The organism is Salinivibrio sharmensis, assembly GCF_001995985.1.
Lineage (GTDB): Bacteria > Pseudomonadota > Gammaproteobacteria > Enterobacterales > Vibrionaceae > Salinivibrio > Salinivibrio sharmensis.
Window position 1 is genome coordinate 1 of record NZ_MUFC01000009.1, and the last position, 23,839, is coordinate 23,839.

The 23,839-nt window shown below is 47.9% G+C and carries 21 protein-coding genes; 12 read left to right on the top strand and 9 right to left on the bottom strand.

All coding sequences use genetic code 11. From position 1 onward, the window contains the following. Positions 1–146: 146 nt before the first annotated feature. The 6 genes from BZG74_RS09765 to BZG74_RS09790 all read right to left on the bottom strand — a co-directional run bounded on the left by BZG74_RS09765 (position 147) and on the right by BZG74_RS09790 (position 9,257). Entirely contained in the window at positions 147–1,502 is a 1,356-nt protein-coding gene (locus BZG74_RS09765) for a diguanylate cyclase domain-containing protein (protein WP_162274013.1), read from the bottom strand. 72 nt (positions 1,503–1,574) lie between these two features. Next, entirely contained in the window at positions 1,575–2,306 is a 732-nt protein-coding gene (locus BZG74_RS09770; RefSeq protein WP_077772421.1) for a substrate-binding periplasmic protein, read from the bottom strand. A gap of 27 nt (positions 2,307–2,333) precedes the next feature. Further along, positions 2,334–3,884, bottom strand: a complete 1,551-nt coding sequence (locus BZG74_RS09775; RefSeq protein WP_077772422.1) for a methyl-accepting chemotaxis protein — start codon at positions 3,882–3,884, stop codon at positions 2,334–2,336. Between the two features lie 66 nt (positions 3,885–3,950). Further along, positions 3,951–4,610, bottom strand: coding sequence for a substrate-binding periplasmic protein (locus tag BZG74_RS09780; protein ID WP_392397591.1), 660 nt, complete (start codon positions 4,608–4,610; stop codon positions 3,951–3,953). Between the two features lie 348 nt (positions 4,611–4,958). Next, the gene (locus tag BZG74_RS09785; protein ID WP_077772424.1) at positions 4,959–6,788 is read right to left on the bottom strand and encodes a M4 family metallopeptidase; all 1,830 of its coding nucleotides are present in this window, start codon (positions 6,786–6,788) and stop codon (positions 4,959–4,961) included. A 465-nt stretch (positions 6,789–7,253) separates the two neighbouring features. After that, positions 7,254–9,257 (bottom strand): hypothetical protein, encoded by a 2,004-nt coding sequence (locus BZG74_RS09790; RefSeq protein WP_077772425.1) that lies wholly within the window; start codon positions 9,255–9,257, stop codon positions 7,254–7,256. 257 nt (positions 9,258–9,514) lie between these two features. Here BZG74_RS09790 and BZG74_RS09795 point away from each other — a divergent pair, with 257 nt between their 5' ends. Both BZG74_RS09795 and BZG74_RS09800 read left to right on the top strand, forming a co-directional pair. Continuing rightward, on the top strand, positions 9,515–9,994 hold the full coding sequence (locus BZG74_RS09795; protein WP_077772426.1) for a GNAT family N-acetyltransferase: 480 nt from the start codon (positions 9,515–9,517) through the stop codon (positions 9,992–9,994). 16 nt (positions 9,995–10,010) lie between these two features. Further along, on the top strand, positions 10,011–10,316 hold the full coding sequence (locus BZG74_RS09800; protein WP_077772427.1) for a hypothetical protein: 306 nt from the start codon (positions 10,011–10,013) through the stop codon (positions 10,314–10,316). A 69-nt stretch (positions 10,317–10,385) separates the two neighbouring features. Here BZG74_RS09800 and BZG74_RS15830 read toward each other — a convergent pair whose 3' ends face one another. Beyond that, the gene (locus tag BZG74_RS15830) at positions 10,386–11,234 is read right to left on the bottom strand and encodes a hypothetical protein (RefSeq protein ID WP_235605738.1); all 849 of its coding nucleotides are present in this window, start codon (positions 11,232–11,234) and stop codon (positions 10,386–10,388) included. Positions 11,235–11,281: 47 nt separating this feature from the next. Continuing rightward, positions 11,282–11,848 (bottom strand): hypothetical protein, encoded by a 567-nt coding sequence (locus BZG74_RS15835; RefSeq protein ID WP_235605739.1) that lies wholly within the window; start codon positions 11,846–11,848, stop codon positions 11,282–11,284. Between the two features lie 891 nt (positions 11,849–12,739). Between BZG74_RS15835 and BZG74_RS09810 the strand changes: the two genes are divergently transcribed. The 5 genes from BZG74_RS09810 (at position 12,740) to BZG74_RS09830 (ending at position 16,422) form a co-directional block, all read left to right on the top strand. Further along, positions 12,740–13,831, top strand: coding sequence for a DUF485 domain-containing protein (locus BZG74_RS09810; RefSeq protein WP_077772428.1), 1,092 nt, complete (start codon positions 12,740–12,742; stop codon positions 13,829–13,831). Positions 13,832–13,990: 159 nt separating this feature from the next. Continuing rightward, positions 13,991–14,488, top strand: a complete 498-nt coding sequence (locus BZG74_RS09815; RefSeq protein ID WP_077772429.1) for a hypothetical protein — start codon at positions 13,991–13,993, stop codon at positions 14,486–14,488. A 349-nt stretch (positions 14,489–14,837) separates the two neighbouring features. Beyond that, entirely contained in the window at positions 14,838–15,074 is a 237-nt protein-coding gene (locus BZG74_RS09820; protein WP_077772430.1) for a hypothetical protein, read from the top strand. A 22-nt stretch (positions 15,075–15,096) separates the two neighbouring features. Further along, a complete protein-coding gene (locus BZG74_RS09825; RefSeq protein ID WP_077772431.1) occupies positions 15,097–15,741 on the top strand; it encodes a Type 1 glutamine amidotransferase-like domain-containing protein in 645 nt (214 codons plus the stop codon). 159 nt (positions 15,742–15,900) lie between these two features. Next, the gene (locus tag BZG74_RS09830; protein ID WP_077772432.1) at positions 15,901–16,422 is read left to right on the top strand and encodes a GNAT family N-acetyltransferase; all 522 of its coding nucleotides are present in this window, start codon (positions 15,901–15,903) and stop codon (positions 16,420–16,422) included. 109 nt (positions 16,423–16,531) lie between these two features. On the opposite strand, the gene BZG74_RS09835 is transcribed toward BZG74_RS09830, so the two are convergent. Continuing rightward, entirely contained in the window at positions 16,532–18,163 is a 1,632-nt protein-coding gene (locus BZG74_RS09835) for a glycoside hydrolase family 13 protein (protein ID WP_077772433.1), read from the bottom strand. A gap of 223 nt (positions 18,164–18,386) precedes the next feature. Between BZG74_RS09835 and BZG74_RS09840 the strand changes: the two genes are divergently transcribed. The 5 genes from BZG74_RS09840 to BZG74_RS09860 all read left to right on the top strand — a co-directional run bounded on the left by BZG74_RS09840 (position 18,387) and on the right by BZG74_RS09860 (position 23,625). Next, positions 18,387–19,310, top strand: a complete 924-nt coding sequence (locus tag BZG74_RS09840) for a LysR family transcriptional regulator (RefSeq protein WP_077772434.1) — start codon at positions 18,387–18,389, stop codon at positions 19,308–19,310. A gap of 221 nt (positions 19,311–19,531) precedes the next feature. After that, positions 19,532–21,034, top strand: coding sequence for a glucose-6-phosphate dehydrogenase (zwf, locus tag BZG74_RS09845; RefSeq protein ID WP_077772435.1), 1,503 nt, complete (start codon positions 19,532–19,534; stop codon positions 21,032–21,034). After that, positions 21,031–21,756: a 6-phosphogluconolactonase gene (gene pgl / locus BZG74_RS09850; RefSeq protein WP_077772436.1), complete on the top strand. Its 726-nt coding sequence runs from the start codon at positions 21,031–21,033 to the stop codon at positions 21,754–21,756. Before zwf ends, pgl begins: the two co-directional genes overlap by 4 nt. Positions 21,757–21,767: 11 nt before the next feature. After that, positions 21,768–23,216, top strand: coding sequence for a decarboxylating NADP(+)-dependent phosphogluconate dehydrogenase (gene gnd, locus BZG74_RS09855; protein WP_077772437.1), 1,449 nt, complete (start codon positions 21,768–21,770; stop codon positions 23,214–23,216). Between the two features lie 127 nt (positions 23,217–23,343). After that, complete coding sequence (locus tag BZG74_RS09860; RefSeq protein WP_021023566.1) at positions 23,344–23,625, top strand: DUF134 domain-containing protein; 282 nt, start codon at positions 23,344–23,346, stop codon at positions 23,623–23,625. The last annotated feature ends 214 nt before the right edge of the window (positions 23,626–23,839 follow it).

Consider the following 23,839-nt stretch of genomic DNA (forward strand, 5'->3'; position numbering starts at 1 on the left):
GTTATTAAAAAATAAAAAAGAGGTGATGCGTCACCTCTTTTTTATTGTTGATAAACATTGTAGTAGAAAGACCAACAGACAATCGTCTTAATAAATGGGTTTAAACCCAGGTTATAGCATTAAAAACAGTTTGCGCTCTCTTTCGATCAACCGATGGCGTTAACGGACAGCCCAGATGTATTTCTCTCTGATTTTGCTTTGTACATATCTTGATCTGCCGAGGCCATCAGCTCATCTAAATCACGAGGGGACCGATGATTAAAGAGGGCACAGCCAATACTGAGCGATGGGTAGATATGGTAGCGTTGCCATCGACATTCGGAGGCCTCGACCGTTTCTTTCAGGCTCTTTAGCACTTTGTTGACATCGCTAGGGTGTACATCTCGCAATACAACAATAAACTCGTCACCGCCTATTCTTGCGACCAAGTCTGATGAGCGGGTGCTTTGGTTTAGCGCTGAGGCTACATGGCTAAGCAGTGCATCGCCAGCTTCATGACCGTATGCGTCATTAACCTTCTTAAAATCATTTAAGTCGATATTGAGCAGCGCAAAGGACTCTTTTTTCTCTTTTGTGAGTGAATCAAGTTTCTCGATCGCGAACCGTCGGTTAGGAAGTTGGGTTAACTCGTCGACGAGTGCTTGCTTTTTCGCGATAAGAAAACTGCGATAGAAAAGTAATATCAGGCCATAAATAACGATAAAAATGCCTGCGCTCACCGCGTAAATCATAATACCTAGGCGCACGATTTCGGGTGAGTGTTTAAGTGTGTATTCGACGGCGAGTGACCATTCGCCGCTAGGCAGAGAAATCGGGACCGTAAAGTCGGCATTGACAACTGTCGATTGGGAGCCATAAAAGTAAGCCAGTGTTTCACTGTTTTTGATGGCTACATTGGCGCCACTGAGATCGTATAATCCGACTTCACCGAGCATCTTGACATGGTCAATGACAACACTAACTCCTCCCCAGTAGTCCGACGCATCTGTCGGGGAGGCGAAGATAGGAAATCGTGCAATGATCGCTTGACCACCTTGAACGAGGTTAACGGGCCCAGCGATGTAAACATCGCCAAGATCTCGCGCTTTTAATACCGCACGGTACTGGTCTGGACGAGAGCGAAAGTCTAATCCGATTGCAGCTTGGTTCCCTTCGAGAGGGTAAACATGGCTGATAATATTATCGGGTGATAAGCCCACATTGCGGACATAATCTGCCTTGTCGAGGAGTTTTTGCGCCACACTGTCCCAATTGGTCATGGCGAATTCCGGATCAATGGTGACCACGGTCGCTAAGCTATCAGCAACATAGGTATCGTGATATATCGCCGCCTCAATCCGGGACCGTATCAAGGAGGCTTTACGATTAATGTCCTCTTGCTCTTGTTGGATGACTCGGTTGACGATCGTGTCGCCAATGAGAGCCGTTACGCCTAGCGCAGCGACCACATACGCGAGCGTAAACAGGATAAACCAAGTTAAAAGGCGGCGAGGTAAAACCATATTGCTCCAAGCTAAAAAAGGGAAAAGAACGCTTCTCTTCCCTTTAATCATACTTGATATTTCGACGTTCGATTAGTTTATGCCATATTTTTTCAGGATTTTTTCAAACGTACCATTGGCTTTGATCTCATCCAGGCCTTTATTGTAGGCATTGATGAACAATTGGCTGTCGGGGTTGGCTTTGCCACTCGTGGCATGTAAAGGGTTGGTTGAGAGTGCCCGGTCAGTAAAGGCAAACTGGTTGCTATCAAGCCCTTCTTCTTGCATCACTGATTGGGCGACGATCTTGTCTTCCAAGGTCAGGTCAATACGGTCGGCGAGCAGCTTTTTCAAATTGGTTGCTAAGTTATTGGCAGCGGGTTTATCAAAATGCGTCGCCTCCAAAAACGCATCGCCATAGCCGTAATCGCGCACAATACCAACCACTTTTCCTTGCAAGTCATTCAAACTCGAGAACTTAAAAGTGTCATCTGCGCGTTTAATGAAGGTAAGCTGGTTACTCATATAAGGGTTGCTGTAACGCAGGAACTCAGTGCGTGCGTCAGTGTGCCAAGTGGCGGGAAGCAAGTCGATACTTCCCTTGCGAACCGCATCGAGCGCACGCGCCCATGGCATGTTTTTAAACTCGACTTCATAGCCTTGGGTTGCCATCGCGGCTTTGACAAGCTCGACAGAAATTCCCGGCCGATCGGGATCTGTGGTCACAAAGGGTGGCCACGGATCTTGCGCGACTGTTAGTGTCCTGGCCATTGCGCTAGGCGCCATTAATAAAATTGCTAAGCCAACTGTAAATAGTTTCTTCATGTCCTCTCCCTAGACTTGCATTAACTATTAGGTTTTAAATTTCCCCATTTGTGCTTTGATGTCTTCACTGAGAGTGAGCACTTTGTCGGTTCGGGCGGCGTTTTCTTGTGCACCCTCAGTGACATAGTTAGTTGCTTCCGACGCTTCATTGATGGCTTGACTGACTTCATCAATAGCTTGACGTTGCTCATCGGTGGCTTGTGAAATCTGACCACTGCGCTCGGAGATATCTGTGATGGTCTCGCGTACCTGACTGACAGACTCTTGCGACTCAGAGACACGACCGGCGGTGTTTTCTAAGATACTACCAATGCGTTTTATCTCTTTTTCTACCGACTCAGTGGCTTCACTCAACGACTTGATGTTGGATTGAATTTGCTCGGTGGACTCACTGGTTTTGACTGAAAGACTACGTACTTCGTCAGCCACCACCGCAAAGCCTCGGCCTTGTTCACCCGCACGCGCCGCCTCAATCGCAGCGTTCAGCGCCAAGAGGTTGGTTTGTTCAGAGATATCATTAATCACATTGACGACATCTGAAATTTTCTCACCTTCCTCAAGCAGTTTATGCATTTCAGCATTCACGTTCTCCATCTCTGAACGCATATTGATGATTTCAGACGCGGAGCTCTCAATGGTGCCGTACACTTGGTTAACCAGATCCGTGGCACCCGCCGCACGGGTAGCCGCATCGTTCGCCGTATCCGCAACAGTGGCAATGGATTGATTCATCTGCGTAGCGGCGGCAGCAACGGTAGAGAGGCTTTGTTTCTGCTGCTCCAAGCGTTCCGCGTTGGTGCGAGCCATTTGTCCACTCTCCGCTGAGACTTCAGCGAGATTGATAGATGCTTGCGTCACTTCATTGACGATTTCACGCAACGAAGCGGTGAAGTGGTTAATATGCTCGGTGATCTGGGCGAATTCTTTGTATTTCGGCGCAGGGATAACAGTAGAGAGATCACCATCGCCACTGGCAAGTTCTCGGACTCGACCAGTTAAGTCGTTGAGTGGTTTAACGACGGTGGCGGTTAAAGCCAAAATTAGGAATACGATGATTACGAGGTCGAGCACTAGCAGCTCAATCAGGCTTCGAGTCAGAGTCTCGGCCAATTCTGCCTCTAGCCGGTCTGTGTTATAGAAAACCTGAAGTGTCCCTACCTTATTGGTTTCGCCATACTCGGTAAATGAAAGCTCGCTTTCTTCGTTGGGCATGGACTCGTACATCGACTTTTCGCCGTCGCCAATGTCTTTCGGCTGCCGCTGTCCTTCGTCATTGGGTGGCCCTAGGCGCAAAAAGACGATCGCCGAGCCTTGATTATCGAGCACGCGAACGGCTTTAATATCGGGCGCTTTCAGCTCGGCGGAAATCGACAGCTTGGCCGCTTCCAGATCGAAGTCCCAAATTGCTTTGGGCAAGCTTAGGTTCATTCGGGTGGTGGCATTTTCCACCGTAGTTTCAAGCGCGCTATTCAGTTCCTGTTTGGTGTTCTGATAGTCAATATAGCTTGATATCCCTAACACCACAGAAACAGCAATAACCACTTGAGTGACAAATATTGCCTTTAGACTCTTAAACATAGCGCTACTCTTCCATTTACATTGTCATGCGACCCAACTGCGGCCACTTTTTCCCACGGTCAGTTTTTATTCACCGAGGTGTTCTTTCATTATCTGTTCAATGTCGATTTTCTTGAGCCCTTGATTGACGATCTCACGCCATTTTTGTCCTTCAGCATTATCAGCGAAAGCAATATATAGCTTTTTATCGACCAAGAGCTTTTTATTCATTTGTAGGTTCGCTTTTACCGCGTTAAGGGCTGGATCGTTTTCTTTAAGGTAGTCCAGCACATTGGCATCTACCACCGCGAGAGGAATACGCGCTCGTCCCACCTTTTGCAGGTTCTGAGTGTCACTGGTGACCGCAGACGATTTGAGTGTGCCATTGGCAATGCGCTCATCTAGTTCTGGTGTGTTGACATAGCCACGCACCACACCAATGGTATGTTGAGTAAGATCATCAAGGGTTGACCATTCGATAGGCTTGTTGACGTTTTCAACGAACCCCAACGGTCCAGTACCTATGGGATCAGAGAAGAGTAGTTCGTCGGTTTCGTAGTGATATTCTGGGAAATAGCCAGCGTACTGCGCATCATTTTTGACCAAATAGACGGTACGTGACCAAGGATAGAATTCGACGTTAAGCTCGTGCCCCATGGCTTGCACCGCAGCACGCACCACAGCAACCGATGCGCCTTGATCGGGCAAGTTCTTGCCAGAGTAAGGGGGCCACTCGAGCGACGGCATTGTAAGGACATCTGCCCGGGCTGGCGCTGCAAGAAATAAAACCGTTGAGAAAATGATTGTGAACAGGTACTTGAGCATAGCGCCTCCAAATAAGTGACAATTCTCTTAAGCGTAGACGAGATAAAAACAGATGGGTGTTGTGATCTAGATAACTTGGAGCATTCCTAGAGTTTTACCGTAATAATGTGATGAAAATTAAGGTTTTTCTGGTTTGTCCAGATTGTGTGTTAGCTAGGGTAGGTGACAAAAAATGTTAGAGGCTGACAAGGTGTCTGTATATCTGGTGAAAAGCGGCTTTTTTCCAGACAAAAAAGCCGCTGTTTGAAACAGCGGCTTGTTAGGGACTGATTAATCACGCTCAAGGCTAACATTAGAGTAGCTGCGGTAACCGCGGACCATCACATGGTACTCGGTACCTTTTTGTGCGCTAATACGACAGGTTTCGTCATTGCGATAGTTGTACGGGCGACAGTCCCAGTTATCAGTCGTGGGTTTGCTGCCAGCTCTCACGTAAAGGTCGGCATCACCCGTACCACCGCTCATCACCACATTGACGTTGCGGCTGCTATCAACAGTGAAGGCAAAGAAGGTTTCACTGCCGCTGCCACCACTTAAACCGGTAATCGGCTGGTTGGGCTGAAGCACGTTTCCACCGTTGTCACCACAACTTGCATCGACGCCCACGGTATTGAATGCATCGATTACGTCTTGCGCATTGTAAGCCAAATCTTGCGTGGCTTTGACTACGCCGCATGCACCTTGGTCAAATGTGCTGCTGGCGGTCCAGTACAGTTGGTTCGCGGTGGTGAATACTTCGAAGCCTTTGCGAACATCCCAGTTTGCTTTGTTAGCGAGGAGGTAGAAAGCACGGTTATATACGCCGCTTGAATAGTGCACATTCATGCCGTCACGGTACTGGCTGGCGTCATCAATTGATTTGCCATCGCGTGAAGGTTGGTCAAAATAGCGCAGACCACCAGTGCCTTTAAAGATGTCGGCACCGACCACCCAATCGACTTCATCATGCATGTAGTATTCTGCAGCTTCACCAGCAATATCAGAAAACGCCTCATTGATCCCGCCCGACATGTCGGCATAAATAAGGCCAGAGTTTTGCTCAGTGAAACCGTGGCTGACTTCGTGGGCGCTCACATTGATATCGACGAGTGGGTAAAAGGTCGATTTGCCATCCCCGAATGTCATTGAGGTACCATTCCAGAATGCATTCTCATAGTCGTTGCCGTAGTGGACGCGCATAGTGAGCTGGAAAGTCAGAGGTGCGGTGTTCATCCAATCTTGGTACATGTCAAAAACAACGTTACCGAAGTAGTGCGCATCGTTCAGTGCAGAATAAGCGCCGTTAACATATCTTTCGTCGTTGTAATTGCTGCTATCTGTACATGGGTAGGTGAAGGCAGTGCTGCCTGTGGTCCCGTTCTCTAAATCGACCGTTTTCACTTTGTCGTTTTCTAACGTACACGTGGTGCCGGTTTTGTCGATAGGTAAGCCATCATAGTCCGTGCCATAGACATACTGGCCCGTTTTTTCGTTCCCACCAGGGCCTGTACCAACGGCAGCAGCATGGTTAATACCATCCCAGTGTTTCAGAATCTCACCAGTGTTGGCATCAATCATATAAAAAGGACGGCTCGGATCGTCTGTAGCGATAAAGAAATCAACGATGTAGACGAGCTGCGCGTTCTGCTCGTCATCCAGCTTCACCACCAAGCGAGTGTTCTCGTTTTCAAATGGCGCAGTGGTGATGGTTTGCTGGCTCTGCGTGAAAGCGGCCTTAGCAGCCTCAAGGGCAGACTGGCTAGTAAGCGCGGGTGAGATTGAGGCGATATCGTTCGCGACGCCTTGTGCCATGGTGCCGTAGACGTCGCTACGCTGACCTTGTTTTTCCGTCGCGACGACCGCGGTATCGATGACTGGTACGCCTTGATAGGTTTGTTGATAACGCACTTTCACTTTGCCATTTGGCAAGGTGACGCGCTTCACTTCTTTAAACCCTAGCGGATTAGCCTGTGAGCCTGATGGTGCGTAAACGCCAGCGGGTTGATCGAGTACCTGACTTAGCATGGCATCATCAGTAACATTGATCAGTTCTGCACTCAGTGCTGGTGTGCTAGCGATAACACTAGAGGCGATAAGCCATGTCAATTTAGAGAGTTTCATTTTATTGCCCTAATTGTTGTTGAAAGATTCCTTTCTTCCCAACTGCACAATAGGAAGGCGAACATCTCGGCTCGCACCTTTAACGTGGCCTATCAATAGAATCATTTACAAGTGTGTTACAATTTGTCGCGTAAACAGAGAATTACGACATAGGCGTGTTTCAAACGCTAATCAAATAGAAAATGTGGCGTGACTAGTTTGTTTTACAATAGTGCGGCTTAATTACTAATGAGTGACCATTATTCTTTACAGAATAAATGACTGTTGATTTATGAGAGATTGACCGCAGTATTAATGAATATCCATGTCTATGAAAACATGAACCGTGCTCACATTGTGTCTGATACTATGCTGAGGTGGATCGAGTAATGAGCCGAAATAATGCCAGGCCCACACGTCAAGAGAATCACTTTGGCTATTGACGCTCACCGGCCGTCCGTTGGCCAGTGACAAACGCGTTAGGTGTTATGGCGTACGGCGTTGATTTGCACCTTGCGCCTTCACCGCAGGCACCGGATCTTTAGGCCAAAATAGGCTAGAGGGATGCTGCTTGATTTGTGTCAGTACCGCGGTTCTCACCGATCTAATATCTAACTCACAGTTTCGTGAGCGCAATGCCACGAACAACGCTAAACCAAAGCTGACCCAAAGATTAATAAACCCTATCATCAATACCAAAAACAGGCTGGATAAGGCTGACACCCAAGACTGAAAATCGCTAATGTGCGCGTAAGCAGCGTGTGCCGACGAAAACGCCACATGGCGGATGTCTAATGGGACCTCGATGAGATAACCAACATAGCTAGTCATACCCAGTAACACCCCAAATATAAAATTCCCACCCAAGGCGCCGTAATTCTCATGAATATAAAAAGCGGCTTTCTCACGATGTTTAACGGGGATAACCCGAAACAATCGATGGGCGACCAATCGATCTTTTAGCTCAATGTAATCCGCTCGGTTATCTAATATGCCAGTAATAATGCCCGACAAGAACAGCCACACACCGGCGATGCCCGCATACAGCCAAGCTAGGCCGCTTAATGGGTGGATGGCTGCTTTTTGATATGCTGCCTGCTCACTGGTGAGCAACGGGCTGTGGTAAAAGTGGCTAAAAAGCACGCTCACTAGCACACTCACGGTAATTGCGGCGGTAATGTTGCCCCACACCGCAAACCATTGAGAGCGGTTTACATTAATCAGCAGGCGAGCGAGCTTTTTACTTCTTGTACGCCCTTGCTTGTTTTTTTCAACGTGCGCGGCAAAGTTTGCTGCTGTCATCGCCGGCTGTTTGGTGGCAATAGTAAAGTGCAAAATGTGCACCAGCATAAAGCCGACGCCGTAGTTTAGGCTGACTAATAGCGCACTATTGAGTGGCGCAAGCTGCAGGCTCTCGATATACATCTTTACCCACGCCAATAGCGAGATAATCACCCCAGCACCGCAGGCACCACGTAGGATTTTAAAATAATCCTTTTTCGTTTTGGCGATGTAGTGCTCACCGTGGTTACTTTTGTTTTGAGTAACACTTTGCGCAAAGGTACGTGTACTTTTGCGGTAAATGGCTCGCACACTATTGCGCTCGGTCACCGAGGTAAGTAATTGACGCCAAAGGTTAAGTACACAACGCGCTTTTTGATGTGGGTGGCGAAAATCCAAGATTTGAATCAGGAGCACCATGCGGTTTAACGTTTGATCAAGACGCTCGAGCATATGTGACGCGTGTGCGGAGAAGCCCATTTGGCTGATGCCGCGAGCGCGGATCCGTTTTACCTGTTGTTGGCACTGCTCAATCATCACCCAGAAATGGGCTGTGTCTTGGCCAGACATGTCATCGGCTTTGATCGCCGCCACTAAGTGGCTGGTTTCACGCTGAAGCGCAATAAACGGTGAATCGACTTCACTCAAACGGCGGTCAATGCGAAGCAGCTCAGGGTCTAGCTCTTCTGCGGCAATCCAGATAGATAGCATTTCTAGCGAATAGCAAAGCTCGCTTTTGATATAAGCGCCTGTTGTGCGAATAGCGTCAGTAGAAGCACTTTTAACGAGTAGACAATAAAGTTTAAACCAACATTTATGGGAAATGGTTTTGACCCACGCTTTGTCTTCACCACCGACAAAGTAACTGAGCAAGTCATTGATATCGTTGCAGCGTTTTGGTGGCGGATTGACTTTGTTGTAAAGGCGGCGAAAAATTTCGGTAACGAGCCCGTTTTTAGAAAAGATCCCCAACTGCACAAATGCCGGTGACAGTTTTATTTTCTTTGCTTCATTGCACACGCTATTGGCAAAGAGTGCGGCTTGAGAAGGGGAGTTGGCTAAGGCTAAGACAAGTTGTTCAAGACGCAGCTCTGCCAGCTCGGGTTCACCTTCACGAAGATAGGTAAAAAATATATCAAGGCGCTCTGTGTCGCTGGCACAGAGTGAGAAACCGTCTATCACTTTAAAGGCCGGTGTAATTGCAGGCATATATCAATTTTCTTATCAGTAGATAGTCAACGCGCGCGTAGTCTACAAGAGGGAGTGAATAGGGGGAAGTAAAAGTGTATTTAGATCACACCTGCAATGCCCTGACTTGGAGGCGACAAGCATGAATTTTATCTCTACACTTCCCTCGTTTAATAAAAAAACCTTTTTATTAATGCTTTGGAAAAGGTGCCTTAAATGCACCATCATGAGTCGATGCTATCGGCTGAGCCAACTGAAGAGGCCTCTAAGGGGGAGCCATGATCAGAGAGATGACCCGACCTGACTTTGCGGCATTCTGGCCGACGTTTTCGGCGATTATTCAAGCGCAAGAAACCTACGCCTTAGATCCCAACATGACGCAGCAAGACGCTTTTTCACTTTGGTGTGGCTCAACCTTAAATGCATACGCGTATGTCGAAAATGACGCCGTTTTGGGGATTTACTACATCAAGCCTAATGGCATGGGGCCAAGCCGGCATATCTGTAATTGTGGATATATGGTGGCAAGTGAGGCAAGAGGAAAGGGAATAGCCCGTCTACTCTGCCAACATTCGCAGGAAATGGCGCTCGAACTAGGGTTTAAGGCGATGCAGTTTAATAGCGTCGTCTCGACCAACGAAGTGGCGGTTAAGCTTTGGCAAGCTCTCGGCTTTTCGATTGTTGGCAATATTCCTAAGGCGTATAAGCATGCACGGCTGGGGCTTGTTGATAGTTACGTTATGTACAAATGGTTATAAAATTTTGACCCAGAATATGAAAGCATTGTCGATAATCCTGCTGACCGTACAACTGGTGTTGATTGGTTTTTCACACTATTACGGTGGTATCGCAAGCCGTGAAATACAAAACATATCAACCGCAGCTGACGCTCAGTTGCATACGATACTCTACCGTGTTCAACATTACAGCGGTATTGAGGACTCCCTTGGTTATCTTGCCGCAGGGGCTTGGCTAGTCACCGTGATGGTTTTAACTATCAGAAAGGCGACAAATACTTGGTGGGCTCAGCTTTCTATGCTTCTACCGATTCTGGCAAGCTTTATGCTCAGTTTTTTCTGACCTCTAAAGTCAGAAAGATGTCGCTGGCGGACCGGCGACATCTCACTCCGTTATGTTTGAAAAAAGCATTTATTGGGAATCACGCGCACCCGCAGGACGAGGTGGCCAGGCTTGCTTAGGCGGTGCAAAGGATGGCTGGCCTAATACCGGCGAAGAGAGCACGTAGATCCCATGATTAGTGAATAGCCAAAATAAGTTACGGTCATATTCCACATAGACACTGTGTGACAAATTCCCCATCGCATAACTGGCAACGTCATCTTCCTTGAACGGGGGCACGAAGTACGCCGCAATCGTAGGTTGTTGTGGGTCACGAACATCGAACACCTGCAGGCCAGCGTTATAAAAATTATAGGGAAGAATACCTTGGCGACCGATACCGGGCTGGGTATAAGCACCGGTACGTTTCGGCCCGAAGCTGCCGCGACGTTGACAAAAATCCGCAAAAGCAGCCTCTTTTGGTGGGGTTGGACGTGGTAAAACGCTGACTTTTTTCGGTTGAGCGGGATCCGACACATCAATAATATGCACGTCTTTATAGGGTTCAAAACACTCCTCATTAAGCGGGTAACCGCTAAAGTAGACGAGGCCTGTTTGTTCGACTTGTGATACATCAATAAAGTCGCCCTCCGTCCCCGCGACACTGGGCTCAAACTCGAGGTGACTGACCACTTTCATCTGCGCTGGATTGGAAATATCCACCACATAGAAACCAAGCCCGCCCATCGCGGCATAGCCATATTTCCCACCTTCTTCGACCGGTGTCGGAATAAACAGCGACATACGTGCGCCCATCCAAGAGGTACGATTCCCTGCCCGTGGGTTGTCGAGATATGCTTTTTGATGCGCGGGATTGTTAAGAATTTGCCCCGGCACTGCCAATTGATCCATAAATATTGGGTTGGCAGGATCAGACATATCCCAAGATTGATAACCCGCGGAATATAAATCATTGCCATATTCGGTTAATGCATACTGGCATCGGGTGCGGCCGCAACAATCATGGTCTTCCCTCCAAACCAGGTGGGAATATCGCGCACGCCCGACCCTTGTTGTTCACCCACCTTAGCGTCTGGGTGGTTAATATCGGTGCTTCGCTCTGCGATTAATGTCCACTGGTCCGGAAATGGGCCATGCATGTCATACACCTTAAAGCCTTTTAAATGCTTGGCATGACGGATTTGTGCGACTTTTTCCGGCTGGGTGAATTTATCTTTCAACAGCCCGAAGCGACGGATCTCAAAGGCCTGCACCATCACATAATTCTGCCGAGCCTCGCTCCACTGTATACTGGCCGCGCCAAACATATCACCAGTGGGATAGGGGTTCACTTCTTCCCCTTGAGGCCCATTTGGCCCCCATTGCTTACCGCGGGTATACAGCAACTTCAAATCTTTTGGGTTTGTAATATCAAAGATCTTTAGATCGCGCCGTACATACTGATACAGATACCGCCTGCCATCAAAATCGACAATATTTTGCCAAGTGTGGAAGGGTTCAACCGTAATGGGGTAATAGGCCTCGACCGTCATATTTTTGCTATACGTTTTGTCATCCCAATAATCGAGTAAACCGTCAAAAGGCTTGGGTGAGTAGGCATGGTAGGTCCGCTGAGGATGAATAAACTGACCCGTTTTGGGTCCATGCCATAGCTAGTCGGGTCTGGTTCGCCGGGCTTGTGGTTTCCTGTTAACGCGACAACATTTTTAAGCCAAGGATCATGAATGGTATCTTGAGTGCCCTCAGCGCCTGTTGCCGATAGCGCGACGGTGGTGGATAAAAGTGCGAAAAGGGATCGCCATCCCTGCTTGTATATGGCGTGATGTCGCATAACAACGTCTCCGTGTTGTGTGGGTAAATAGACCAATACCCGCCATATATTAAATTGGTTTCATAAAATTACTGCGATAACCCCCTGATCTTATTATTTTTGCAGGCAAAGCCATTTCAGCCACGCCCCCACACAAAACCTGCCATCGCTAACATTTTGGACAATTAAGCACGAAAAAATCAGCATGGCTTTGATAAGCTAACCGGACAACGCTGACGGAAAAGGTGTGTTAGGTACCGAGAACTGATCGGCGGTAGCGTGGGAAAGACTAGATAGACAACCAGCTTATCGGTGGAAGCACGCCAATTGAGTGCACGCTTTGTCGTCGCTCATTCACACTATCTCAGAATACGAAAGAAGRAAGTAAGTATAATCAATAGATTAGGCGAGTAGGCGCGGAGATAGTGTGAACGCGTCACCAGAGATAGGCGGCATGCACACTTTCTCGGAAACGAGATAGACCCCAAAAGCGGTAAATGTTATTTATAACAGTTAGTTAGATAAGAAAGGCCGCGTATAACGATTTTGGGAAATCGAGTGCGCGTGCTAATACAATGTTAGGTGGCCGAGTTACCCATAAGGGAAGGGTTAGATGAATGAACACTCAAGCAAAGATGATTTTATGGAAGAGCCGTCAGAAGAGTATTTAAAGTGGCGGGCGGAACGTCAGAGACGATTCAGGGTTGTTTTGGCGGCAGTACCAGCAATGCTTGGGGTAACTTTCGGGCTTCTCGCGGTATTTTTGCCTAACTATGATCAGCTCATGATATTACCTGGGTTAGATAGAGATATATTTGGCTTGATCACGCCGTTTATGTTTCTTGTTTCTGGCCTCGGTGTGCTAATGATCTATTTGCAAACCGGATTTTCCAAGAAGGCCGATGCAACTAGTGAGTATCTGCGCTATGAGGACGAACTCAGAAGGCTAAGAAATCGAATTGAGCATGGCGACAGCGCCAGCAATAAAGAACTTGAATTGCTGAAAAAGGAAGTTTCAAGGCTTAAATCAGAGCTAGATAGTAATAGCTCAATTACCGCTGCAATTGGTGCTGAAAATAAGAATGAATTAGTTTCATTGCTCAAGAGAGAGATTCAAGATGAGTCAACAAGTCTGGCGTCTCAAGAATTTTTAGATAAGGTAAAGAAAGAAGCAGCAACATCTGATCAAACAAAAGAGATAGAGAAGGTTTTCTCCAGAACCCTGGAGCGCTTGTATACTGAAACGAGCGCTCTTGGAAGAAGAGGGAATTTGAATCTTAGTCTTGGAATTTTAACCACAATTGTAGGTCTCGCAATTCTTGGTTATTTCGTTATTGAAATAGACACTGTCCCAGAAGACAAGATTGCATTTATTGCCTACTTCATCCCCCGACTATCCTTGGTAGTGCTCATCGAAATATTCGCCTATTTTTTCTTGAAACTTTATAAATCAAGTCTTAGTGAAATAAAATATTTTCAAAATGAAATGACAAATTCAGAGGCGAAGCTCGCAGCCTTGAAATGCTCTCTTATGGCTAATGACTCTGAAGCTACCTCTAATGTAATAAAGGTTCTTTCCGAAACTGAACGCAATGCAATCATAGAGAAAGGTCAAACTACGGCAGAGATAGAGAAATCGAAGGTTGAGCAACAGAGCCTCTCTACTTTTTCAGACAAACTTGCAAAAGCTTTGAGTGCTAAATGAGTATTCACCTAACAAGTGGCTGTTGTCGGACGTTACTCCGCTACGCTCCGTCACGCCGCAAAGCCAAGCGTTAGGCTTTTTATCAGGACTTGGTGCAAACTTCAAAAAGACGTATATTAGTCTTGTTGCTTATCCGTATCCGTAATAAGGAGGTTGTGTGTGAGCAATTTAATAGGTCTAGTCTTGGGTTTTGTGTTGGTAATGCCATTGGCCGTGCTACTTCATGAGTTAGGGCATGCAACTCCTCAATTAATGACAGGTCAGTCGGTAGAAATTCGATTGGGAAGTGGAAGTAATGCTAAGGAATTTCGGGTTGGTAAATTAAAGCTCTTAATCACACCATTGTCGATGAATGTTGGCTTTGCTTCAATAGAAAGAGATGTGAGCAAAAATTTGCAAGTTGTTTCGTTCTTAATGGGACCTGTTGTATCTCTAATTTCATGTGTCGGCTTATATTTACTTAGTCGCTATGAATTACCGCATCTACCTCAATATTTGGTAAATTTTGGACTGTACTTTACACTGTTTCAATTTTTATTTACAGCAATACCAATGTACTATCCAAGCTACTTTGGTGCGTATGAGGGTATGCCTAGCGATGGGAGGCAAGTGCTAGAGTTACTTGGCTTAATGAAAGGTCAAGGGGCACAAACCTAACAAATAAAAATAAGTGTCGCGCAGCCGATACTTATTTGGGTGTTGAACAAGCCCGTTGATTTATAAGTAAATAGCTCGAATGCAGATAGGTAGGCGCTGCGTCTGGCACTTTTTTCAGCGCGAGCGTAACCAGGAAGTGAAGAGATAAGACTTCACTTCAATACGTTACGTTAACGATGCGGTTTTTGTCGGTTTGCTCTCCTGTGTTTAGGTGAACGCCATTCTCCTTATTCTGTTCGCCTTGCGCCCGCGACGAATTATCTATACGTTCACTTTGAAATCGGTCAACCTTTTCTATGCCGTTATATGGTAATTTCAACCGAATCTATCAGTTGGTCAGAGGTATAAAGTGAACACTCGGTTTTGTGATAAATGCGGGAAAGAAACTGAACATGAAGAAATCATAAAGCAAAAGCCTTCGAAATATGGTAAGAGTAAAAAAGAACAATTTAAGGCCTTTCTCGACGGTTTCTTTGGTGGTGCTGCCAGTCCTGTTGGTGCATCGTTGGACTTAATCGATCGATATGAAGTTTGTACAAGGTGCGGGCATAAAACCTTAAAAAATCAGGGTGGCGAATTTCAATAGTAATTAAAAAACAGGCCACGTAATGGATAAACATATTGTCGCGTTAGGCGGTGGTGGTTGGATGATGGGAGAACAACAAAGCGAATTAGATCAATATGCGCTCCGTTTAACTGAGAAAAGCGATCCGAAAGTTTGCTATATTCCCACTGCCACTGGGGATGCTGAGGAAGCAATCGATCGTTTTTATCAGTCTAAACTCAGTCGCCGCTTAAGTCATTTTCCATTATTTAAACCCAACCTAGACTGGCGCACACATCTGCAAGAGCAAGATGTTATTTATGTCGGCGGTGGTAATACACGTTCTATGTTCGCAGTATGGAAAGCGTGGGGGATAGATAGAATACTTCAAGATTGCTATGAAAGTGGCATCATATTGTGTGGTATGAGTGCGGGCGCAATATGTTGGTTCGACTACGGGATCACAGATAGCGATCCTGAGAAGTATTCCGTTATCGAGGGGCTTGGTTTTGTGCAAGGCTTAGCATCAGCACACTTTACGGAGAGTGACGCGAAAGCTGAGCTGTTTTCTCAGTTTGCTAGCCATCACGTAAACATGCCTTGCTACGGGATAAGTGATTATTCAGCACTACATTTCGTTAATGGTCGGCACCATAAGACGATTACCAGTCAAACAGGGGCAAAGATTACCGTCAAGAATCTTGATTAGACCAAGTGTTTTTCCGGCTCCCACATAGAAGCCGCCATTTTTATTGTGTGAACTAAAACACATTTGCCCGTCACCGATAAGACAAGATGATTGGAACCCTATTAGTATGGCGAACTGGTTAATAATTGAATAAATGGATTTATTATCAATAGCTTAAATATGGAAATTCTCCCAGAAATCGAAGTGTCGAACGCGCAGCATGAGGCTATTCAAGCCCTTAGAAACAAGGCATTTCCTGACCATCAAGTTGCCCGTTCTTACTATAAGCAGCTTCTCCACATGCGGGCATTGCAGTACCAAGATAATCAACTGATTGGTTATATGGGGCTGGATTATAGGGCAGTGAATGTCGGTGGTGAGGTATACAAAGTATTAGGGGTGAGTGATTTTTGCATCGACAGCGCTTGGCAAAGAAAAGGGATAGGCTCGAGTATGCTGGCGCAACTGACTGACTATGCCAGCGATAAAGACGTTGACTTCATTATTCTCATCTCTGAGCTGCTCGATTTTTATGTGGCTAATGGCTTTCAGCTTGTCGAGTCATATGCCTCTTGGCTACGCATCCATGAACATACCAACTATGGCGTAGCGGTCGAGTATGTCAATGAATTGTATGTAAAACCGATGAAAGACAAATCATGGCCAGTAGGGCATATGGATTGGCTTGGGTATATGTATTAATGCCTTCGGTAGACGTCGTTTATGGCGTGTAAGAGGGGTGAGTCGCCTTTGGCTGGGCGCCTGCAGCTATCTGCAGGCGCGTGATGATATCGGCGACTAAACGTCTTTGCTACAGCATCACCGCAAACGACTCGTAAGGGGCTAGTTTGTAGGTGGTGCTTAACTGTTTGACCGGATCCATATTGTAGCTAAGGCAAGTTAAGGCCTTATCGTGCCAGTGTGCGGGGAGGGTGATGGTTTGTTTTTGCTCGCTAAAGTTGCTGACCACCAAAATACGCTGGGTATCGTCGAAGCGTTCGTAAGCCATCACGTTAGGGTGTGATTCTTCCACAGGTGCAAACTGGCCGTGTACGATCACTGGGTATTGCTTGCGGAGCTTGATCAGTTCGCGGTAGTGATAAAGTACAGAGCCGCTATTTTCAGTTGCCCGTGCCACATTGATGGTGGTGTAGTTAGGATTAACCGGTAACCATGGTGTTCCTTGGGTAAAGCCTGCTTGCGGTGCGTCCTCCCATTGCATTGGAGTACGGGCGTTATCGCGACTGTTTTGGTAGACCGCCTCCATCATGGTGTCGGGATCAACGCCTTCTGCAACACGCAAGTCGTAAAAATTGCGGGTTTCGATGTCTTGATAATCGCCGATAGACGGGAAGGTGACATTGGTCATCGCAATCTCTTCCCCTTGGTAGATATAGGGCGTGCCTCTCATTAAGTGCAAGGTTGTGGCGAGCATTTTTGCCGAGCGGGTTCGGTATTGGCCGTCGTGACCAAACTTGGATACGGCACGCGGCAAATCGTGGTTGTTCCAAAATAGTGAGTTCCAACCGCTATCGGCTAGCTCTTGTTGCCATTTGAACAGTACCTGTTTCAGGGCGGCGACATCCAGCGGTACGGGCTGCCATTTGTCCCCGTCTTTCCAAGTAGCGGTAATATGTTCAAATTGGAATACCATGGAGAGTTCATTGCGTTCCGGTGCGCTATAAAGCTTGGCGATCTCCGGCGTTGCGCCCCATGTTTCGCCGACGGTGAGCAAGTCTTTTTCGCCAAATGTGGCTCGATTCATTGCCTGTAGCAGAGGGTGAAGGCGCGGCCCGTTGCCGGTGATGCCTTTGTCGATTTCCTTACCAATTAAATCAATCACATCGAGGCGGAATCCGCCAATGCCTTTATCAATCCACCAGTTCATCATTTTATACACGGCGTCATGGACGGCAGGGTTTTCCCAATTCAGGTCGGGCTGACGTTTGGAGAACAAGTGAAAGTAATATTGCTCGGTGTTTGGCTCCCATTGCCATGCACTGCCACCAAAAATTGAGCCTTGATCATCGGGTGCGTTGCCATCGGGTTTGGCATCGCGCCAAATGTAAAAGTCACGATAGGGACTGTTTTTGTCTTGAAGCGCAGCTTGGAACCAAGGGTGTTCGTCGGAGGTGTGATTGACGACCAAATCCATCACGATTTTGATGCCGAGCGCGCCGGCTTTATCAATCAAGCGCGTCATGTCTTCCATGGTGCCAAATTCAGGCGCGATCGCGCAGTAATCGGAAATGTCGTAGCCATTGTCATCCATCGGCGATTGATACACCGGTGATAGCCATAACACATTGACGCCGAGCCAATGTAAGTAATCGAGTTTCTCGATAATTCCATTAAGATCGCCAATGCCATCACCATTGGTGTCGTAAAAACTGCGAGGGTAGATTTGATAAACAACGGCATCATGCCACCAAGCGTTTTGCATACCGATTACCTCTTATCGACAATAAAAATCCTCAAAGCCTTAGCTTGAGATGTGGCAAACAGCCTAGCGCGCGAGCAGTGCCAAGAAAAATAGGCGTGACGCTGATTGATATAACCTATTGGCTATAGATAAGGTGGTAATGAATGAAAAGTAGGCGGTATCATTGAGTTGTGTATCCCTATTAGGCTATAAAGTAAGCTGTTAGATTGTGAGCGAGTGCGGTATGGATGTAGAAAAAGTCGCCGGCTACTTTATTGCGGTGGTTGAGGCAGGTGGTATTAAAGCGGCCGCGTTGCAGTTGGGGATTAGCCAACCTTCATTGACGGCACAGATCCAAAAGCTTGAGCAACGTCTTGCATGTCAGCTATTGGTGCGCCATCCTCGTGGCGTCAGTATGACAGCCGCGGGAGAGCTTTATTATCAGCATGCCACGGCACAGCATGCCGCGCGCCAACGCCTTCATGCCCAGCTTCATGCTTTGCAAGCGCGGGAAGCGGGACAAATAAAGCTTGGCACTGGGGAGGCGTGGTGGCCCTTGTTTGTCAAACCGGCAGTGCTTGAGTATCAAGCAGAGCGCCAGTGTGCGGTCCACATCGAATTTGGTAATCGCTTGGCATTAATGGCGTCGCTGCTCAGTGGCGATGTGGATGTGTTTATCGGTCATGAAATTGACGATCTGGTTGCGAGCCAGCAAGTTCGCTTTATGCCCTTGTTTCAGGACGCGGAAAGCTATTATGTGGCTGACAACCATCCGCTACTCGCAGACACATCGACCTGCATCGCTCCTCTGTGCCTGAGTGATTGGCCGTTGATGCGTGTCACGCCTGATCATGCCCGGCATGCGCATTTGCTTGCCAATCCGATTACACCTGCCATCTGTGCGCACACCCTGGTGTTTGATGTTGATGCCCTCAGTCCCGGTATCGACTTATTACACGACACCCAGGCGGTGATGCCCTATACCAGCAAAGCCCACACATACCTTGCTAGTCAGGGCGTGAGCGTGCTGACAACCCAGCCTCATAAAATGGGTAATGTTGGTTTATATACCTTGCGTAATGCGCGGCATGAGAAAGTCGAGGCGCTAATCCAGCAACTGTGTGACGCTGCTCAGCAGATAAACACCTCACCATGTCATACCAGTTAGGGTGAAGCTTATTGAACGAGAAAGTGCTAGACTAGGCCGCCTTTGTCGCACACTGTCTGTGTCGTGCTGGCTGCGAATGTAGGGATTAGCTAGCCGATTCAGCGTGTTCCAGTGGTGACATCGATGAAATCAATAGGTAGCGCCAATTACCAATTTGGCCTTAGCGCTGCTAATTTGTGGCGCAAATCACATGCAGTACCTTTATTATCAAAGGAAAGATGATGGTAATTCCAGAAAACAGCAGTATTGTTATTTTTGGTGCATCTGGCGATCTGACCTTCCGTAAGCTGATCCCAGCCCTGTACCACTTGTATGCGAACAAACAACTGCCTGCGTCTTTCGCGATTCTTGGCGCAAGCCGCACCTTCTACAGTGACGAGTCATTTCGCGATAAATTACGTCACTCCATGCAAGAGCTTGAAGAAACCGATCCTGCCACGCTCGACGCCTTTATGGCGCACGTGCACTATCAATCATTTAATATCTCTGACACCAACGAGTACGGTGCGCTGACAAGCCGCCTAGATGAGCTCTCTGACCAATACGGCTTTGCACAGCGCAATACGCTTTTCTACCTCGCGACACCGCCAAAGTTGTATAACTTTATTCCTGCCTGCTTAGCAGCGCATGGCCTCAATGATGAGAGTAACGGTTGGAAGCGCTTGGTGGTCGAAAAACCTTTTGGTTACGATCTTGCCTCCGCACGCCAACTCGACAAAGACATTCATGCTTACTTTGCCGAGCACCAGATCTATCGCATTGACCATTACTTAGGTAAAGAAACGGTACAAAACCTGCTGGTTTTCCGTTTTTCTAATGCGATGTTTGAGCCGCTTTGGAACCGTAACTTCATTGACTATGTGGAAATTACGGGGGCTGAAAACCTTGGTGTGGAAGGTCGCGGTGGTTACTACGACCAATCGGGCGCAGTCCGTGATATGTTCCAAAACCATCTGCTGCAAGTGCTGTCGCTGGTGGCGATGGAGCCGCCCGCTCAAATCAATGCTGACGCCATGCGTGATGAGGTGTTTAAAGCACTGCAATCACTCGAACCGCTCTCTGAAGACGACTTGCACAATAACTTGGTGCTGGGTCAGTACACTGAATCGCAAGTTGGGGGCAAACCACTACCCAGTTACCGTGATGAGCCAGGTGTCGCCGAAGACTCGCGTACCGAGACTTATGTTGGCCTGAAGATGTTTATCAACAACTGGCGTTGGAATGGGGTGCCCTTTTATGTGCGCACCGGTAAACGCTTGCCAACACGCGTGACCGAAGTGGTGATCCACTTTAAACAAACCCCGCATCCTGTATTTGGCAAAAATGCGCCCGAGAACCGTTTGGTGATCCGCATTCAGCCGGATGAAGGCATTCAAATGAGCTTTGGTCTTAAAGAGCCGGGTGCTGGCTTTAACGCCAAAGCGGTCAATATGGACTTCCACTATACCTCACTGGAAGAAACCCAGATGCTGACAGCTTATGAACGTTTGTTGCTGGATGCGCTTAAAGGCGATGCCACCTTGTTTGCGCGCAGTGACGCGGTCGAAGCTTGTTGGCAGTTTGTTGAGCCTATTCTGCAGTACAAAGAAAATGACAAAGCCTTGTTTGGCTATGCCTGCGGAACATGGGGACCGAAAGAAGCGGATCAGTTGCTTGAGCGTGATGGTCATGCTTGGCGCTTTCCCTGCAAAAACCTGACTGACACGGAATACTGCGAATTATGATAAATGCTCGAATTTTTGATGATGCCGACGCGGTGGTCAATCATTTAGCGGATACGATGCAAGCACTCAGTGAGCAAGATCGTGCCGTACACATTTCGCTTTCTGGCGGCAGCACGCCCAAAATGCTGTTTAAGCTTTTAGCCAGTGGCGACTATGCCAATGCGATTCAGTGGCAAAAGCTGCATTTTTGGTGGGGCGATGAGCGCTGTGTCGCACCGGATGACGCTGAGAGTAACTTTGGTGAAGCCAATAAGCTGCTGTTTAGCCACATTCGCATTCCGGAAGAGAACATTCACCGTATTCGTGGTGAAGACGACCCGGACGTGGAAGCGGCGCGCTTTAGTGCGGAAATGCAAGCCTTGATCCCAAGCGAAAACGGCACACCTGTGTTTGATTGGATCTTGCTGGGCGTCGGTGGCGATGGCCATACGGCCTCGCTGTTCCCGCACGATCCTCAGTATGACAATACCGCGCTCGCGCTGGTGGCCTCGCATCCTGAATCGGGTCAAAAGCGTGTATCAAAAACCGCCCGTGTTCTGCGCGCGGCGAAGAAAATCAGTTATCTGGTGTTGGGTGAAGGCAAACAAGCGATCGTGCATGAGATCGCCACACACGAGCCTACCCAACTGCCATATCCTGCCGCCAATATCCGCAGTGTCAAAGGCACCACGGAATGGGTACTCGATGCCGCGGCAGCAAAAAAATTACCAGAACAGAATTAATGGAGAGCACGATGAAAGGTGATATCGGCGTAATTGGTTTGGCGGTCATGGGCCAAAACTTGATCCTCAACATGAACGACAACGGCTTTAAAGTCGTGGCACATAACCGTACCGCGGCCAAAGTCGATGAATTTCTGGAAGGTCCAGCCAAGGGCACCAACATTGTTGGCGCTTACTCGTTAGAAGAGCTGGTTGAGAAGCTCGAAAAACCACGCAAAGTGATGCTGATGGTTCGCGCAGGCGCCGTCGTGGATACCTTTATCGACAAACTGACGCCACTGCTTGACGAGGGCGACATCATTATTGATGGCGGTAACACCAACTACCCAGATACCAACCGTCGCGTGGCAGCACTGCGTGAAAAAGGCATTCACTTTATCGGTGCCGGTGTCTCTGGCGGTGAAGAGGGTGCCCGTTTTGGACCGTCTATTATGCCGGGTGGCTCTGAAGAAGCGTGGCCAGCCGTTAAACCTATCTTCCAAGGTATTGCCGCGAAAACTGACGCCGGTGAGCCATGCTGTGATTGGGTTGGACGTGATGGCGCCGGCCACTTTGTGAAAATGGTGCACAATGGTATCGAGTATGGCGACATGCAGCTGATCACCGAAGCGTACCAGTTCATGAAAGACGGCCTTGGCATGAGCCATGACGAGATGCAGCAGGTGTTTACCGATTGGAACAAAACCGAGCTGGATAGCTACCTAGTAGAGATCACCTCGGATATCTTGGGCTATAAAGACCAAGACGGTGAGCCATTGGTTGAGAAAATTCTCGACACTGCAGGCCAAAAAGGCACCGGTAAATGGACCGGCATCAACGCGCTGGATCTTGGTATTCCGCTGACCCTGATTTCTGAATCGGTCTTCTCACGTTGCTTGTCGGCACTTAAAGATCAGCGTGTCGCGGCAGAGAAGCTGTTTGAAAAACACATCCAGCCGGTTGATGGCGATAAAGCCGAGTGGGTTGATGCGCTGCGTCAAGCGCTGCTGGCGTCAAAAATCATCTCTTACGCGCAAGGTTTTATGCTGATGCGTGAAGCGTCTGATGAGAACGGCTGGGATCTCAACTACGGTAACGTCGCGCTGATGTGGCGCGGTGGCTGTATTATCCGCTCGGCCTTCTTGGGTAATATCCGAGATGCGTATGATAAAGATCCTAACTTGGCCTTCTTGGGCTCAGATGCGTACTTTAAAGGGATCTTGGATAACTGCTTGGCGGCATGGCGTAAAGTGGCGGCGAAATCGATGGAAACCGGTATCCCAATGCCATGTACCACATCGGCGCTGACCTTCTTGGATGGTTACACCACAGCACGCTTGCCGGCGAACCTGCTGCAAGCGCAGCGTGACTACTTCGGCGCGCACACCTATGAGCGCCTTGATCAGCCACGTGGTGAGTTCTTCCACACCAACTGGACAGGCACCGGCGGTAACACCGCCTCGACCACGTACGACGTGTAACGTACGGCGTGTAACGTGGCAGACTAAGTCACTGTCCATAGCAATAAATAGAAAAGGGATGCGCTGGCATCCCTTTTTGTTGGCATAAGCAATAAACTCACTTAGCATAGGCAAAAAAGGAGACCCTATGCCGCGTCCTAAAATGCCCCGCCGTATTTGCGGGAAACCGCATACCAACTGTTTTAAACCCAACGCCATTCCACTCAGTGAACTAGAGACGGTGACCATAGGTTTGGATGAGTTCGAAGCCATGCGCCTTGTTGACCATCAAGGGATGCAGCAACTGCAAGCCGCGGAAGTCATGGGCGTATCTCGTCAAACGTTAGCCAACCTGGTTAAACGCGCCCGCGCCAAAACCACCGCCTGCCTCGTAGAAGGCAAAGCACTGGTGTTTGAGTCAGAAGAGTAGTGTTAGGTTAGCCATCTACAAAAACAAGATCTGTGCTGCGTGTGACTCACCAAGGTGCTTGTATGGTTTACTAAACTGTAATTTCACGTCAATGATTGCCGTGAAAATAGGTATTTTTAAACCAGTACTTCCATTTAGTTATTGTCACTCATCATGCGAATTAGCAAGGATGCGCGCGTGTTCGAAAAAGCATTTTGTCGCGCGACGTTGCAGC